Origin of the sequence: Pseudomonas sp. JQ170C, assembly GCF_035581345.1 — a bacterium.
Lineage (GTDB): Bacteria > Pseudomonadota > Gammaproteobacteria > Pseudomonadales > Pseudomonadaceae > Aquipseudomonas.
The window spans coordinates 2,631,731-2,647,889 of sequence record NZ_CP141608.1; the positions used below are offsets into that span (position 1 = coordinate 2,631,731).

The window sequence follows — 16,159 nt, forward strand, 5'->3', positions numbered from 1 at the left end:
ACCCTGATGGAGTAAGACATGAGCAATAAAGTTGTGGTTGCCGGCGTCGGCATGATCCCGTTCACCAAGCCGGGCCAAAGCGATACGTATCCGGTCATGGGTGCCAATGCCGCGAAGCAGGCACTGGCCGATGCCGGTATCGACTACGCCCTGGTACAGCAAGCCTACGTCGGTTACGTGTTCGGCGACTCGACCTCGGGTCAGGCTGCCATGTATGGCGTAGGCCTGACCGGCATTCCGGTCGTCAACGTCAACAACAACTGCGCCACCGGCTCCACGGCCTTGTTCCTGGCGCGTCAGGCGGTGCAGAGCGGCGCGGTGGAGTGTGCCATCGTCCTGGGCTTCGAGCAGATGGTCCCCGGCCCACTGAAAGGCGCGTGGACCGATCGTCCAGGCCCGATGGAGCGCTTCGCCTCGGTCATGACCGACCTCCAGGGCTTCGACCCGCAAGCCCCGCGCGCCGCGCAGTTCTTCGGCGGTGCAGGCCGCGACTACATGCGTGAGTACGACATCAGCCCGGAAATCTTCGGTCGCATCGCGGTCAAGGCTCGCAAGCACGCCGCCAACAACCCGTTCGCCGTATTTCGCAACCCGCTGAGCCTGGAAGAGATCATGGCCTCGCCGACGGTGTTCGACCCGATGACCCGCCTGCAGTGCTGCCCACCGACCTGCGGCGCCGCTGCCGCGGTGCTCTGCACCGAAGCGTTCGCCAAGAAGCACGGCCTGGATACCCGCGTGGTGATTGCCGCCCAGGCCATGACCACCGACCGCAACAGCAGCTTCGACGAAGGCGACATGCGCAAAGTGGTGGGCTACGACATGACCCGCAACGCCGCGCTGAGCGTGTACGAGCAAGCCGGTGTGGCGCCGACCGACATCAACGTGGTCGAGCTGCATGACTGCTTCACCGCCAACGAGCTGATCACCTATGAAGGCCTGGGCCTGACCCCGGAAGGCAGCGCCGAGAAGTTCATCCTCGAGGGCGACAACACCTACGGCGGGCGCGTGGTCACCAACCCGTCCGGCGGCCTGCTCTCCAAAGGCCACCCCCTGGGGGCCACCGGCCTTGCGCAATGCGCCGAGCTGACCTGGCAACTGCGCGGCGCCGCCGAAGCGCGCCAGGTGGAGGGTGCGCGTCTGGCCCTGCAACACAACCTGGGCCTGGGTGGCGCCTGTGTGGTCACGCTGTACCAGCGTCAGTGACCTGCGCCCCTGAACCGGAGATGTCTGCATGATCGACAAAAGTCATATCGGCACCGTGGTGTCGAGTCACAACGTCAGCGTGGAAGCCGGTCGCCTGCGCTTCTTCGCCAAGGCCACCGGCCAGCGCGACGCGCGCTACACCGACCCGGCTGCGGCGCAGGACGCCGGCTACCCGAACCTGCCGGTACCGCCGACCTTCCTGTTCTGCCTGGACATGGAGGCGCCGAACCCGCGCGCCACCATGGACTTGCTGAACATCGACATCGGCAAGGTGCTGCACGGCGAGCAGAGCTTCAAGTACCACCAGATGGCGTATGCCGGCGATTGCCTGCATTTCGAGTCGCGGATCGTCGACATCTACGACAAGAAGGGCGGCGCCCTGGAGTTTGTCGTGCGTGAAACCCGCGTCACCCGGCAAAGCGGTGAACTGGTCGCCGAGCTGCGTAACAGCCTGGTGGTGCGCAATGGATAAGGAGTCAGTGATGCAGCCGGTCAAATTTGCCGATGTGCAGCCAGGCAGCCAATTGCCGTCGTTCACCAGCGAGCCGATCAGTCGCCTGGCGCTGGCCCTGTACTGCGGCGCTTCGGGTGACCACAACCCGATTCACGTCGACCTCGACTTTGCCCGCAAGGCCGGTATGCCCGATGTGTTCGCCCACGGCATGTTGTCGATGGCCTACCTCGGTCGCCTGCTGACCGAATGGGTGCCTCAGGAAGCGATCCAGCACTTTTCGGTGCGCTTTGTCGCCATCACCCAACTGGGCGACGCGGTGACCTGCTCGGGCACCGTGGTGGAGACGGATGCAGCGACCGGCACTGTGCGCCTGGAAGTCACCACCCGCAATCAGGCAGGCGAAATCAAACTGTCCGGCGAAGCCATCGTGGCCCTGGGCGCATGAACAACAAGGAGCACAACATGAGCAATAAACTTCAAGACCAAGTGGCTATCGTTTCTGGCTCCGGCCGTGGCATCGGTCGCGAAATCGCCCTGAAACTGGCCGCAGACGGTGCAGCCATCGTGGTCAACGACCTGGACGCAGCGCCGGCCGAAGAAGTGGTGGCAGAAATCATCGCCGCCGGTGGCAAAGCGGTGGCCTGCGTTGGCAGCGTGACCGACAAGGACTTTGGCGACCGCTTCGTCAAGACCGCACTGGAGTCCTTCGGGCGCCTGGACATCATCGTCAACAACGCCGGCTACACCTGGGACAACGTGATCCAGAAAATGACCGACGAGCAGTGGGAAGCGATCATGGACGTGCACGTCAGCGCCCCGTTCCGCATCCTGCGCGCCGCCAGCGACTACTTCCGCGAAAGCGCCAAGCATGAAGCCGAGGCCGGCCAGGAAGTGTTCCGCAAAGTGGTCAACATCTCCTCGGTGTCGGGTGTGATGGGCAACGCCGGCCAGGCCAACTACTCGGCAGCCAAGTCGGCCATCAACGGCCTGACCAAGGCCCTGGCCAAGGAATGGGGTCGCTACAAGGTCTGCGTCAACAGCGTTGCCTTCGGCCTGATCAAGACCCGCCTGACCGAAGCCACCGCCGGTGAGGGCAACACCTCCACCCTGGACATCGACGGCAAGCAGATCAAGGTCGGGGTCAACCCGCAATTGATGAAGAACATCGAGTCGATGATTCCCATGGGCCGTGCCGGCACCCCGCAGGAAGCCGCAGGCTCGGTGTACCTGTTCTGCATCCCCGAGTCCAACTACGTGTCTGGCCAGGTACTGGTCGTGGGCGGCGGACGTCCGTAACTGACCTGCGAGCTGCCCTGCATCGGCGGGGCGGCTCACGCCTTTTCTGTGGTTTGACCGAATTGCCGAGGAGCTTTCATGAGTGCGCAAACCTCTCCCTGGATCACCGATGAACTGGTGATCTTCCAGGACTCGATCCGTCGCTTCATTGCCAATGAGCTGACCCCGCACGAAGAGCGCTGGGCCAAGCAGCAGCACGTCGACCGTGAAACCTGGCTCAAGGCCGGTGAGTTTGGCATGTTGCTGCCGAGCATCCCGGAAGAATACGGCGGCGGCGGTGGCACCTTCGCCCATGACGCGATCGTGACCCTGGAGCAGAGCCGGGCAATCAGCACCAGCCTTGGCACCAATGTGCACAGCGGCATTGTGGCTCACTACCTGCTGCGCTATGCCAGCGAAGCGCAAAAGCTCGATTGGCTGCCGAAGATGGCCCGCGGTGAGCTGGTGGCTGCCATCGCCATGTCCGAGCCGGGTGCAGGCTCCGACCTCAAGAGCATCAAGTGTCGCGCCGTGCGTGATGGCGACAGCTATGTCATCAACGGCTCCAAGACCTTTATCAGCAACGGCTACCACGCCGACCTGATTCTGGTGGTGACCAAGACCGATCCGGAAAAAGGCGCCAAGGGCGTTTCGATCATCGTCGTCGAAACCAAGGACCTCAAGGGCTTCCGCCGGGGCCGCATCCTGGAAAAGATCGGCCAGAAAGGCCAGGACACCACCGAGCTGTTCTTCGATGACGTGCGCGTATCGTGCGCCAATCTGTTGGGGCCGCAGGAGGGCAAAGGCTTTACCCAGCTCATGCAGCAACTGCCCCAGGAACGCATGATCATCGCCCTGGGCGCGGTCAGCACCATGGAGCGTGCAGTCGAAGAGACCGCTGAGTACGTGCGCCAGCGCAAAGTGTTCGGCCAGTCGTTGCTGGACCTGCAAAACACCCGCTTCAAGCTGGCCGAGTGCAAGACCATTGCCACCGTCGCGCGCCGCTTTGTCGACGACTGCATGGTCAAGGTGCTCAAGGGCGAGCTCGACCCTGAAACCGCCGCCATGGCCAAGTGGTGGTGCACCCAGCAGAACTGCAATGTGATCGACGAGTGCCTGCAGTTGCACGGTGGCTACGGCTACATGACCGAGTACCCGATCGCCCGTCTGTACGTCAACGCGCGCGTTGGCAAGATCTTTGGCGGTTCAAACGAAATCATGAAGGAACTGGTCGCTCGCACCTTGTAGGTGCGCGCGTGGCGAGGGTACAGGCATGAATACAACCATTGAAGTGGGCGTTGACCAGGGTCTGGCAACGCTGGTGATGTCCCGCCCCGAGCGCAAGAACGCGCTGACGGCGCAGATGTTCGCCGAACTGCTTGAGGCACTGGCGGCCCTGCGCCGCGACCCCACGGTCAAGGCACTGCTGCTGACCGGTGCCGGCAGCGATTTCTGCTCGGGCGGCGATCTGGGCAGCATGCAAGGCGCGGTCGAGGCCGACGCGATACGCCAGCGCATGGTCGACAACAATCGGTTGCTCAGTGCCCTGGCCGACTTTGATCGCCCGGTTGTCGCGGCCGTCGATGGCGTTGCCTTCGGCGCGGGCTTCAGCCTGGCGCTGGCGGCGGATTTTGTCATCGCCTCGCAACGGGCGCGGTTCTGCATGGCCTTTGCACGGGTCGGGCTGGCACCAGACCTGGGCGCTTCCTACTTTCTGCCGCGCATTGTCGGCCTGCAGAAAGCCAAGCAACTGGTGTACTCGGCGGCTGAAATCGGCGCCGAGCAGGCATTGGCGCTGGGTATCGCGCTGGAGGTGCAACCTGCCGAGCTGTTGCACAGCCGTGCCGAGGAATTGGCGCGTGGCATGGCGAACATGTCTGGCTGCGCCTTTGGCATGACCAAGCGGCTGCTGGGACGCTCGTTCGAGAGCGATCTGGCCACCCAGCTCGACGCTGAAGCCAGCAGCCAGGCCGTGGCCATGAGTTCCAGCTACCTGCAACAGGCCACGGCGCGCTTTGCCAGCAAACAGCCGCCGTTGTACCGGTGGCCGCTGGCACAGCCCGGCAACCGGTAAACGACAGTCATCACCACAGGAGGTGTGCCATGAGCAGCATTGAGAACACGAGTCCGCTTGCCATTCGTTCGATCCTCGACAAACAGCGCGCCAGCGTGCTGGCGCAGGCACCCCTGAGCGCCGCCCAGCGGATCGAGCTGATCGACCGCGCAATCGGCCTGCTGGTGGATTTCCAGGAAGAAATCGTCGAGGCGGTGTGTGCCGATTTTGGCCAGCGCAGCAAAGACTTCAGCCGCGTGGCCGAAGTGCTGTCGCCCTTGATGACGCTCAAGCAGACCAAGGCCCAGCTCAGTGAATGGATGAAACCCGAGCCCCGCCACACCGACCGTGGCGAGGCCTGGGTGCAGTACCAGCCGCTGGGTGTGATCGGCATCCTCAGCCCCTGGAATTTCCCGGTCAACCTGGCCTTTGGCGGCCTGGCCGGCGCCTTGGCGGCGGGCAACCGGGTGATGATCAAACCGTCTGAATTCACCCCGCATACCTCGGCCCTGATGGCGCGGATGATCGCTTCGGTATTCAGCGAAAGCGAAGTGGCGGTGGTGACCGGTGGGCCCGAGGTCGGCCAGGCGTTCTGCGCCCAGCCGTTCGACCATCTGTTGTTCACCGGGGCGACCAGTGTCGGCAAGCATGTGATGCGCGCCGCTGCCGAGAACCTGGTGCCGGTGACCCTGGAGCTGGGCGGTAAATCGCCGACGATCATTTCACGTTCAGCCGATTTCGACGCCGCCGTCACCAAGATCATCACCGGCAAGCTGCACAACGCCGGGCAGATCTGCCTGGCCCCGGACTACGTGTTCGTCCCCGAAGAGTCGCTGCAGGACTTTATCGTTGCGGCCCGGCGCGTGGTGGCCACGTACTTCCCGCGCTTGCTGGACAACCCCGACTACACCTCGCTGATCAATGCCCGGCATTTCCAGCGTTTGCAGGGCTACCTGGAGCAGGCGCAAGCGGCCGGTGTCGAGCTGATCGAGCTGAACCCCGCCGGCGAAGACTTCAGCCAGCAAGCCCACCACAAGATGGTCCCCACCTTGCTGAACAACCCCGGCGACGATCTGCTGGTGATGCAGGACGAAATCTTCGGCCCGCTGCTGCCGATCAAGCCCTACAAGACCCTGGCCGAGGTGCTCGCCTACATCAACGCGCACCCGCGTCCGCTGGGCCTTTACTACTTCGGCAGCGACCCGGCCGAAGAGCAACTGGTGCTCAGCCGTACCACCAGCGGCGGGGTCACGCTGAACGATGTCATCCGCCACGTCGGTGTCGAGAGCCTGCCGTTCGGTGGCGTCGGCCCCAGCGGCATGGGGGCCTATCACGGCCGGGACGGCTTTCGCACCTTCAGCCATGCCAAGGCCGTGCTGCGCGCGGCCGACGGCCCGGACCTGATGCGCCCGCCGTACGTTGAACAGGTTCGCCATCTGGTGAACTCGCTGATTAGCCGCTGAGCCAGCGCCCACGAAGACGAGAGACGCTTATGAAAACGCGCATTACCGAGTTGCTGGGCATTCGCTACCCGATCATCCAGGGCGGCATGATGTGGGTTGGCCGGGCCGAGATGGCGGCCGCCGTCTCCAATGCCGGGGGCCTTGGGATACTCACCGCACTGACCCAGCCTACGCCTGAAGCACTGTCTGCCGAAATTGCCCGTTGCCGGGAAATGACCGACAAGCCGTTCGGGGTCAACCTGACCTTGCTGCCGTCGATCAATCCGCCCCCTTATGGGCTGTACCTGCAGGCCATTATCGACAGCGGCGTGAAGGTGCTGGAGACCGCCGGCAACAACCCGGGCGAAATCATCACCCGGGCCAAGGCGGCCGGGCTGACCGTGATCCACAAGTGTGTGGCGGTGCGTCACGCCCTGACCGTGCAGCGCCTGGGCGTCGATGCGGTGTCCATCGACGGCTTCGAGTGTGCCGGGCACCCCGGCGAAGACGATATTCCGGGGCTGGTGCTGATCCCGCTGGCGGCTCGCCAACTGAGCGTGCCGGTGATCGCTTCGGGGGGTATCGCCGACGGGGTCGGCATGGCCGCCGCGCTGACCCTGGGGGCGGAAGGCGTGAACATGGGCACGCGTTTTTGCGCCACCCGCGAAGCGCCTATTCACGACGACATCAAGCAGGCCCTGGTGGCCGCCAGCGAACGCGATACACGGCTGATTTTCCGCACCTTGCACAACACGGCACGGGTGCTGCGCAACCCGATTTCCGAAGAGGTGGTGAGCATCGAAAAGCGCGGCAATGCGCAGTTCGAGGACATCCGCCACCTGGTGGCGGGTGCCCGTGGGCGTGCGGCGCTGGAGTCCGGGCAGCACGAGGACGGGATCATCACGGCCGGCCAGTGCGTTGGCCTGATCGATGATGTACCGACCTGCGCCGAGCTGATCGAACGCATGGTCCGCGACTGCCGCGACAGCCTGCACCGCGCCCAGGGCTTGATGGGCTGAGCCTTTGGAAGGAGCTGTCATGGATACCCCCGCACTTCACACCCGCCCTGCCACAGAGCAGGGCAACGATGTACCGGAAGGCTTCGAGCCGATGCAGGGCAGCGGTTTCGTCCCGTCGATCGGTGCCATTTACGTGAATCGCCAGCGCCGCAGCATGGGCGCCCGTATCGAGCAGCGTCACTTGAATCCGCTGGGTTTTGCCCATGGCGGCATGCTCGCGACCCTGATCGACACCTCCTTCGGCATGGCGCTCAAGTTGACCGCGCAAGCTGAGCGTCCGCCGGTCACGGTGAGCCTGAACATCGAATACCTGAGCCCGGCGTACCCCGGGTCCTGGATCGAGTCCACGGTCGAGATCCAGAAGATGGGGGCGCGCCTTGCCAACGCCAGTTGTGTGCTCAAGGACGGCGAGCGCCTGATTGCCAAGGGCAACGCGATTTTCGTCGCCGCCGCAGGCGTGCCGACGAGCAAACCCGAAATCACCTGATTTATGGTTCTTCATGGATTGTCGGGAAAGTTTGACTTGGGTGGTGGTGGTGGTGGTGGTGGTGGTGGTGGTGGTGGTGGTGGTGGTGGTGGTGGCTGTGAGCTTATCCATTTTGTGGGGTGACGCCACTGGCCCCTTCCGCCCTTACGGCGGCTTACTTTTTTTCAGTCGAAAAAAAAGTAAGCAAAAAATTCTTGCCCCACCAGGGGCCCTGCGCTTCGCTCCGGGTCCCCTCGCTACGGTGTCGCTACGGGGCATTGCGAGCTACGAGTTGCAAGCAACTCTACGCTTCGCAACTTCGGCCACGGCCGAAGGCGCTTCGCGCTAGCCCCTTCACGACACCTCCGCTCGGCCCTTCTGGTTAACGGGGCGGGTGGATCAAGATCAAGAGCACAATTCGCTGCGCTCTTGCTTTTGGACCCCGGTGAATCAGTAGGCACGGCTCTCTTTTGCTTTTGCTCTTTTGCTTTTGCTTTTGCTCTTTTGCTTTTGCTTTTGCTCTTTTGCTTTTGCTTTTGATCTTGCTTTTGATCTACCTGCCCCGTTAACCAGAAGGGCCGAGCGTAGGTGTCGTGTAGGGGTGAGTGCGAAGCACCTTCGGCGCTAGCCGAAGTCGCGAGACGTAGACTTGGCGAAGCAAGTCGTAGGCCGCGATACCCCGTAGCGACACCGGAGAGAGGGGACCCGGAGCGAAGCGTAGGGCCCCTGGTGGGGCGAGAATTTTTTGCTTACTTTTTTTTTCGACTGAAAAAAAGTAAGGCGCCGTAAGGGCGCAAAGGTGACTCGGCGCCGCCTTGGCAAATGGATAAGTCCGCGAAAGCCACAAGCCACAAGCCACAAGCCACAAGCCACAAGCCACAAGCCACAAGCCACAAGCCACAAGCCACAAAGCCACAAAGCCACAAAGCCACAAAGCCACAAACGACATCAAACCCGTAAATCCGTGAAGCACCTAATTTGTCCACCTAATTGATCCACCTCATTTGGAGCATTTCATGAATGAAATCCTAGCCACTGCAGCGGCCGCGCTTGGCCCACAGGAGCAGTACCTCGAGTTTCTGAGCCAGGGTCGCTTCATGCTGCAGCGCAGCCTGTCCAGCGGCCGCTATGTGTTTTACCCGCGGGTGCTGATTCCAGGCACCGGCGAAACCGACCTGGTGTGGGAAGAAGCCCAGGGCACCGGGACCATTTATGCCATCACCGTCAACCGGGCGCGGACCGGCAGCCACAACGTGGCACTGATCGACCTCGACGAAGGCCCGCGCATGATGTCGCGCATCGAAGGCCGTGAGACGGCACCGATCGGTAGCCGGGTAAAGGCGCGGATTATCGAGGAGGAGGGCGTCGCCATGGTGGTGTTCGATGTGTTCGAGGAGGTAGCGGCATGAACCAGGCCATTCGCGGCAAGACCGCCATTGTCGGCATCGGCACCGCTGGTGTAGGTGAAGCCAAGGGTTTCAGTGCCATGGAGCTGCTGGGTCAGGCATCGCTGCAGGCGATTGCCGATGCCGGCCTGCAGTTGCAGGACATCGACGGCATTTTTGCCGCCACCAGTTCCCATGCCTTCCCGACGCTGTCGGTGGCCGAATACCTGGGGATCAAGCCGTCCTATGTGGATGGCACCAACATCGGCGGCTCCAGCTTCGAGATGCACCTGCTGCAGGCGACCCTGGCGCTGGAAGCCGGCCTGTGCAATGCCGCACTGGTGTGCTACGGCTCGAACCAGCGTACTGCCGGTGGCCGCCTGGTCTCGATGAGTGAACCGCAGTGGCACGAGGCGTTCTACAAGCCGCGCCATCCGATCACCTCCTACAGCCTGGCGGCCAGCCGGCATATGCATCAGTACGGCACCACCCGGGAAATGCTCGGGGAAGTCGCGGTATCGGCGCGCCAGTGGGCCAACCTCAACCCGGAGGCCTTCGCCCGCGGGCCGTTGACGCTGGATGATGTGATGGCCAGCCGCATGGTCAGTGATCCGCTGTCGTCCGCCGACTGCTGCCTGGTGACCGATGGCGGCGCCGCGTGTGTGCTGGTACGCGCCGACCGTGCCCGGGACTTGCAGCGCAAGCCGGCCTACTTCCTGGGCGCTGCCGGCGCGCAGTGGCACCGCTCGGTGGTGGCGATGCCGGACCTGACGGTAACGGCGGCCTCCGAAAGCGGGCCACGGGCGATGGAAATGGCCGGGGTAAGCCATGCCGACATCGACCTGGTGATGCTCTATGACGCCTTCACCATCAATACCATCCTGTTCCTCGAAGACCTGGGCTTTTGCCCCAAGGGCGAGGGCGGGCGCTTTGTCCAGGGCGGGCACATCGCCCCGGGCGGCGGCCTTGCGGTGAACACCAATGGCGGCGGACTGTCCTGCGTTCACCCGGGCATGTACGGCCTGTTCCTGATCATCGAGGCCGTGCGCCAGATTCGCGGAGAGGCAGGTGCGCGTCAGTTGAAGAAAGCCGACATTGCGTTGCTGCATGGCAACGGCGGCACGTTGTCGAGCCAGGTGACCGCCTTCCTGGGCAGCGAAAACGCACTCTGAGTGCAGGCCCGGGAAAGGGAGTACGGGCGCAAATTGGTCCGAACGATCTAGAGCCTCGACAGGTGAGCCATTCAATACTCGCCGCAGGTTCGCACAACAACAAGAAACCACGCGCAGGCGGCCCTTGTCGCCGAGGGCCTGCCTGTGCGTCTCGACGGCTCGAGGAGTCTCAATGGACATCCATTTCACCCCCGATGAACTTGCCTTCCGTGAGGAGGTAAGAAGCTTTTTGCGTGAAAAACTGCCGGCTAGCCTGGCAGCCAAGGTCAAACTCGGCAAACGCCAGTCCAAGGCCGATATCTGCGGCTGGATGAGCACCCTCAACGAACGCGGCTGGTACGCCAACGGCTGGCCGGTGGAGCTGGGCGGTACCGGCTGGAGCGTTATCCAGAAGCACATTTTCGATGAAGAATGCGCCCAGTTCGGTGCGCCGCGGGTGCTGCCGTTCGGCGTTGTCATGGTCGGGCCGGTGATCATCAAGTTCGGCACGCCCGAGCAGAAAGCCCATTACCTGCCACGTATCCTCGACGGCACCGACTGGTGGGCACAGGGCTACTCGGAGCCCGGCTCGGGCTCTGACCTGGCCTCGCTGAAAACCCGCGCCGTGCGGGACGGCGATCACTATGTGGTCAATGGCCAGAAAACCTGGACCACGCTGGCCCAGCACGCCGACTGGATCTTCTGCCTGGTGCGCACCGACCCTGAGGCCAAGGCGCAGCGGGGCATTTCCTTCCTGCTGATCGACATGAAGACCCCGGGCATCACCGTGCGCCCGATTGTCACCCTCGATGGCGAACACGAAGTCAACGAAGTGTTCTTCGACAACGTGCGGGTGCCGGTGGCCAACCTGGTGGGTGAAGAGAACCAGGGCTGGACCTGCGCCAAATACCTGCTGACCCACGAGCGCACCGGCCTTGCCGGCGTCGGCTTCTCCAAGGCGCTGATTGCACAGCTCAAGGTGATTGCCCAGGAGCAACTGTGCGACGGCAAGCCGCTGCTGGATAACCCGCTGCTGCGCGCCCAGATCGCCGAGGTGGAGATTCAGCTGAAGGCGACCGAGATGAGCAACCTGCGCATCCTCGCCGCCAGCCAGGAAGGTGGCGAAACCGGCGCGCAGAGCTCGCTGCTCAAGGTCAAGGGCACCGAAATTCGCCAGGCCATCACCCATCTGTTGCGCAAGGTCATCGGCCCGTACGCCCTGCCGTTCCTGGAAGAGGAGCTGGAGCAGAGCTATGCCGGCGAGCTGTTGCATACCGACTACAGCGCAACGTTGGCCAGCCAGTATTTCATCATGCGCAAGCTCTCGATCTACGGCGGCTCCAACGAGATTCAGAAGAACATCGTCTCGAAAATGATTCTCGAACTGTAAGGGGTTGCTCCGATCATGGATTTCAAATTGACTGAAGAGCAGCAAATGCTGCAGGACACCGTGGCCCGTCTGGTGCGCGAGGGTTATGGCTTTGAACAACGCGAGAACTTTCGCGCCAGCGAGGCGGGATTCAGCCACGCGTTCTGGGCGCAACTGGGTGAGCTGGGGCTGACGGCGGTACCCTTTGGAGAAGCGTTCGGCGGCTTTGGCGGCGGCGGTGTCGACACCCTGCTGGTCATGAACGAGCTCGGCCGCGGGCTGTGCCTGGAACCCTATCTGCATTCGGTGATCTTTGCCGGTGGCCTGCTCGAGCAACTGGGCAGCGATCAGCAGAAGGATCAACTGCTGACCCAGGTCGCCAGTGCCCAACTGCAACTGGCCGTGGCCTTTGAAGAGCCACAGAGCCACTACCACCTCAACGATGTACAGACCCGCGCCCAGGCCGTGGACGGTGGCTGGACCCTGTCGGGCCACAAGGCGGTGGTGATCGGCGGGCAAACGGCTGGCCTGATCCTGGTGTCGGCCCGTTCGGCCGGCGGTGGCCGTGACGAAGACGGCATCAGCCTGTTCCTGGTCGATCCACAAGCGGCCGGTGTGACACGTCGCGTGTACCCCACCATCGACGGTGTGAAGGCCTGCGAGTTGCTGCTCGACGGTGTCTTTGTGGCCAACGACAAACTGCTCGGCCAGGCCGGCAAGGCGTTCGGTGCACTGCGTTACCAGCAGGGCCGGGCCATCGCCGCGCAGTGCGCACAAGCGGTGGGCAGCATGGAAGAAGCCTGCACGCTGACCCTGGACTACCTCAAGACGCGCAAGCAGTTCGGCCAGCCCATCGGCAGCTTCCAGGTTTTGCAGCATCGCATGGTGGACATGCGTTCGGAGCTGGATCAAGCCACTTCCATGGCGATGTTGGCCGCTTGCGCCGCCGACCAGGCCGACAGCGATGAACGCAGCCGTACCCTGGCTGCAGCCAAGTACGTGGTCACCCGCGCCGGCCGCTTCATCTGCGAACAGGCTATCCAGCTGCACGGCGGCATCGGCCTGACCCAGGAGTATGTGCTTTCGCACCATGCCAAGCACCTGGTGATGATCAGCCACCAGTTCGGTGACGATGATCATCACTTGCAGGCCTACGCCCGGTTGCTGCAGGTCGCCTGAGCCTGACGTCTTGTTTGCCGGGCCTGCGGGCCCGGCCTTTTGGAGTGCTGTGATGAAAGTCCTCGTAGCCGTCAAACGCGTAGTCGATTTCAACGTCAAGGTTCGCGTCAAGGCGGACAACAGTGGCGTTGACTTGAGCAACGTGAAAATGGCCCTCAACCCCTTCTGCGAAATCGCCGTGGAAGAGGCCGTTCGCCTGAAAGAGCAGGGGGTCGCCAGTGAAGTGGTGGTGGTCTGTGTCGGCGCTGGCGCCGCGCAGGAGCAACTGCGCACTGCATTGGCACTGGGCGCTGATCGCGCCGTGCTGGTGGAGTCGGCCGATGAACTGGGCTCCCTGGCCGTGGCCAAGCTGCTCAAGGCTGTGGTCGACAAAGAACAACCGCAGTTGGTGATCCTCGGCAAGCAGGCCATCGACAGCGACAACAACCAGACCGGCCAGATGCTGGCGGCGCTGAGCGGTTTTGCCCAGGGTACCTTTGCCTCCAAGGTCGAGGTCGCGGGCGACAAGGTCAACGTCACCCGTGAAATCGACGGTGGCCTGCAGACGGTTGCCCTGAACCTGCCGGCGGTGGTCACCACCGACCTGCGCCTGAACGAGCCACGCTACGCGTCGCTGCCGAACATCATGAAGGCCAAGAAAAAGCCGCTGGAGATCGTCACCCCGCAAGCGCTCGGTGTCAGCACGGCATCGACCGTGACCACCTTGAAAGTAGAGGCGCCGGCGACTCGCAGTGCCGGGATCAAGGTCAAGTCGGTGGCTGAACTGGTCGAGAAACTAAAGAACGAGGCGAAGGTAATCCAATGACAATCCTGGTTATCGCTGACCTTCTACAAGGTCGGGAAAACACTGCCGTAGCCCCGGCCACCCTGAACACGGTGGCTGCTGCCGCCAGGATCGGTGGCGACATCCACGTGCTGGTCGCAGGCCAGAACGTGGGGGGTGTAGCTGAAGCTGCAGCGAACATCGCTGGCGTTGCCAAGGTCCTGGTTGCCGATAACGCCGCTTACGCTCACCAACTGCCAGAGAACCTTGCTGCGCTGGTCGCTGAGCTGGGCAAAGGCTACAGCCACGTGCTGGCACCTGCCACCTCCAACGGCAAGAACATCCTGCCGCGCGTTGCTGCCCTGCTGGACGTCGACCAGATCTCCGAGATCATCTCGGTTGAATCGGCTGACACCTTCAAGCGCCCGATCTACGCCGGTAACGCCATCGCTACCGTGCAATCGAACGCTGCCGTCAAGGTCATCACCGTTCGCGCCACCGGCTTCGATGCCGTTGCCGCTGAAGGGGGTTCGGCTGCGGTTGAAGCCGTTGCCGCTGCCCACAACGCTGGCACCTCGGCGTTCGTCGGCGAAGAACTGGCCAAGTCCGATCGTCCTGAGCTGACCGCTGCCAAAATCGTCGTTTCCGGCGGTCGCGGCATGCAGAACGGCGACAACTTCAAGCACCTGTACGCCCTGGCCGACAAGCTCGGCGCTGCCGTCGGCGCTTCGCGCGCTGCGGTCGACGCAGGTTTCGTACCCAACGACATGCAGGTCGGTCAGACCGGCAAGATCGTTGCCCCCGGGCTGTACATCGCCGTCGGTATCTCCGGCGCGATCCAGCACCTGGCGGGGATGAAGGACTCCAAAGTGATCGTGGCGATCAACAAGGACGAAGAAGCCCCGATCTTCCAGGTGGCCGACTACGGCCTGGTGGCTGACCTGTTCGACGCTGTTCCCGAGTTGCAAGCCTCTCTCTAAATCGACGTTCCCGTCCTTGGCCGCTGGCGTCTGCGACGTCGGCGGCCTGCGCAACTGTCAGCCAAGGAGTGCTCCATGAATGATGCCGTCGTACTGCCAGCCGCGGCCGAGCAGGATGAGCAGCAAACCCGCGCGGTGTACCGCAAAGTCATCCTGCGCCTGTTGCCGTACCTGTTCCTGGCCTATGCCATCAACACCATCGACCGCCTGAATGTGTCCTTTGCCAAGCTGCGCATGGCCGAAGACATCGCCCTTACCGACGCGGCCTACGGCATCGGTGCGGGGATTTTCTACCTGGGCTACATCCTCTTTGAAGTGCCGAGCAACATGTACCTGCAGCGCATCGGCGCGCGCGCCACGCTGACCCGAATCATGGTGCTCTGGGGGGCGGTCACCGTGGCAACGGCCTTTGTCACCACGCCGGGGCAGCTGATTGCCGCACGGTTTCTGCTCGGGGTTGCCGAGGCCGGATTCTTCCCGGGCGTCATCCTCTACCTTACCTTCTGGTTCCCACCTGCGCTGCGAGCGCGCATCACGGCGGTTTTCCTCATGGCGGCGATGATCGCCGGGATCATCAGCGGGCCGCTGGCGGGCTACATCATGAGCCACTTCGGCGGCTTCATGGGCTTGCGGGACTGGCAGGTGTTGTTTGTGCTCGAGGGTGTACCAGCCATGTTGCTGGGCTTGTTTGGCTGGTTCTGGCTGGTCGACAAACCGGCCGATGCCACGTGGCTGAGTCGCCAGGAGAAGCAGCTGCTGGCCAGCGCACTGGCCCAGGGGCAAACGGCCGGCAGTACCCATGCCAGCCTGGCCCAGGTGCTGCGCAACCCACGGGTGTATATCGCGGGGCTGGTGTTCTTTTGCCTGTACAGCGGCTCCAACACCGTGTCGTACTGGATGCCCACGCTGATACGCGGCTTTGGCGTGGATAACCTCAAGACCATTGGAATGCTGGCAAGCATTCCCTACGTGCTGGCGCTGGTGGGCATGTACCTGCTGGCCCGCAGCTCCGACAAGCGTCTGGAGCGGCGCTGGCATGTGGCAGTCACCGTGCTGGTGGGCGCAACCTGCTTCTTTCTGCTGGAGCCGGCGCAAGGCAACCTGGTGGCCTCGGTGGCGTTGATGAGTGTCGGCGCGGCTGCGGCAATGACCTCGCTTTCGCTGTTCTGGACCATTCCGCCGGCGTTGCTCACGCCTGCAGCCGCGCCGGTAGGGATCGCGGTGATCAGTTGCATCGGTGGCCTGGCGGGGGTGGTCAGTCAGATTGTGGTGGGCGCGATCAAGTCGGCGACGGGCGATCTGTACCTGGCGTTTGAACTGATCGGCGTTGTATTGATCGTCGGCGTGCTGGTCCTGCTGCTGGCGATACCCGCACGGCAACTGACGGAACGGGCAGACCCACGGTAGGAGAGGGCTTGCC

17 protein-coding genes are annotated in these 16,159 nt (G+C 63.1%); all 17 read left to right on the forward strand.

Translation table 11 applies throughout. From position 1 onward, the window contains the following. Positions 1 to 18 precede the first annotated feature (18 nt). The 17 genes from U9R80_RS12210 (at position 19) to U9R80_RS12290 (ending at position 16,146) form a co-directional block, all read left to right on the forward strand. The gene (locus U9R80_RS12210; RefSeq protein ID WP_301843048.1) at positions 19 to 1,203 is read left to right on the forward strand and encodes a lipid-transfer protein; all 1,185 of its coding nucleotides are present in this window, start codon (positions 19 to 21) and stop codon (positions 1,201 to 1,203) included. Between the two features lie 28 nt (positions 1,204 to 1,231). After that, entirely contained in the window at positions 1,232 to 1,675 is a 444-nt protein-coding gene (locus U9R80_RS12215) for a MaoC family dehydratase N-terminal domain-containing protein (protein ID WP_301843049.1), read from the forward strand. 10 nt (positions 1,676 to 1,685) lie between these two features. After that, a complete protein-coding gene (locus U9R80_RS12220; protein WP_301843050.1) occupies positions 1,686 to 2,102 on the forward strand; it encodes a MaoC family dehydratase in 417 nt (138 codons plus the stop codon). 17 nt (positions 2,103 to 2,119) lie between these two features. Continuing rightward, entirely contained in the window at positions 2,120 to 2,953 is an 834-nt protein-coding gene (locus U9R80_RS12225) for an SDR family NAD(P)-dependent oxidoreductase (protein WP_301843051.1), read from the forward strand. Positions 2,954 to 3,031: 78 nt separating this feature from the next. Continuing rightward, entirely contained in the window at positions 3,032 to 4,180 is a 1,149-nt protein-coding gene (locus U9R80_RS12230) for an acyl-CoA dehydrogenase family protein (protein ID WP_301843052.1), read from the forward strand. Positions 4,181 to 4,205: 25 nt separating this feature from the next. Continuing rightward, positions 4,206 to 5,006: an enoyl-CoA hydratase/isomerase family protein gene (locus U9R80_RS12235; protein WP_301843053.1), complete on the forward strand. Its 801-nt coding sequence runs from the start codon at positions 4,206 to 4,208 to the stop codon at positions 5,004 to 5,006. Between the two features lie 29 nt (positions 5,007 to 5,035). Then, positions 5,036 to 6,448, forward strand: coding sequence for a coniferyl aldehyde dehydrogenase (locus tag U9R80_RS12240; RefSeq protein WP_301843054.1), 1,413 nt, complete (start codon positions 5,036 to 5,038; stop codon positions 6,446 to 6,448). 29 nt (positions 6,449 to 6,477) lie between these two features. Then, positions 6,478 to 7,446: an NAD(P)H-dependent flavin oxidoreductase gene (locus tag U9R80_RS12245; protein WP_301843055.1), complete on the forward strand. Its 969-nt coding sequence runs from the start codon at positions 6,478 to 6,480 to the stop codon at positions 7,444 to 7,446. A gap of 19 nt (positions 7,447 to 7,465) precedes the next feature. After that, positions 7,466 to 7,933 carry a PaaI family thioesterase gene (locus U9R80_RS12250; RefSeq protein WP_301843056.1) on the forward strand — a complete coding sequence of 156 codons (468 nt, stop codon included), beginning with the start codon at positions 7,466 to 7,468 and terminating at the stop codon, positions 7,931 to 7,933. 31 nt (positions 7,934 to 7,964) lie between these two features. Beyond that, a complete protein-coding gene (locus tag U9R80_RS12255) occupies positions 7,965 to 8,261 on the forward strand; it encodes a hypothetical protein (protein WP_324805048.1) in 297 nt (98 codons plus the stop codon). Between the two features lie 667 nt (positions 8,262 to 8,928). Continuing rightward, entirely contained in the window at positions 8,929 to 9,321 is a 393-nt protein-coding gene (locus tag U9R80_RS12260) for a Zn-ribbon domain-containing OB-fold protein (protein ID WP_301843432.1), read from the forward strand. Further along, complete coding sequence (locus U9R80_RS12265; RefSeq protein ID WP_301843433.1) at positions 9,318 to 10,469, forward strand: thiolase; 1,152 nt, start codon at positions 9,318 to 9,320, stop codon at positions 10,467 to 10,469. Before U9R80_RS12260 ends, U9R80_RS12265 begins: the two co-directional genes overlap by 4 nt. Before the next feature lie 172 nt (positions 10,470 to 10,641). After that, positions 10,642 to 11,838: an acyl-CoA dehydrogenase family protein gene (locus tag U9R80_RS12270; protein ID WP_301843434.1), complete on the forward strand. Its 1,197-nt coding sequence runs from the start codon at positions 10,642 to 10,644 to the stop codon at positions 11,836 to 11,838. Positions 11,839 to 11,853: 15 nt separating this feature from the next. Continuing rightward, positions 11,854 to 12,996, forward strand: a complete 1,143-nt coding sequence (locus U9R80_RS12275) for an acyl-CoA dehydrogenase family protein (protein ID WP_301843435.1) — start codon at positions 11,854 to 11,856, stop codon at positions 12,994 to 12,996. Positions 12,997 to 13,048: 52 nt separating this feature from the next. Beyond that, positions 13,049 to 13,801 (forward strand): electron transfer flavoprotein subunit beta/FixA family protein, encoded by a 753-nt coding sequence (locus U9R80_RS12280; RefSeq protein ID WP_301843436.1) that lies wholly within the window; start codon positions 13,049 to 13,051, stop codon positions 13,799 to 13,801. Then, positions 13,798 to 14,739: an electron transfer flavoprotein subunit alpha/FixB family protein gene (locus U9R80_RS12285; protein WP_324805053.1), complete on the forward strand. Its 942-nt coding sequence runs from the start codon at positions 13,798 to 13,800 to the stop codon at positions 14,737 to 14,739. The genes U9R80_RS12280 and U9R80_RS12285 overlap by 4 nt, the downstream gene beginning before the upstream one ends. Before the next feature lie 75 nt (positions 14,740 to 14,814). Further along, a complete protein-coding gene (locus tag U9R80_RS12290; RefSeq protein WP_301843425.1) occupies positions 14,815 to 16,146 on the forward strand; it encodes an MFS transporter in 1,332 nt (443 codons plus the stop codon). Positions 16,147 to 16,159: the final 13 nt, after the last annotated feature.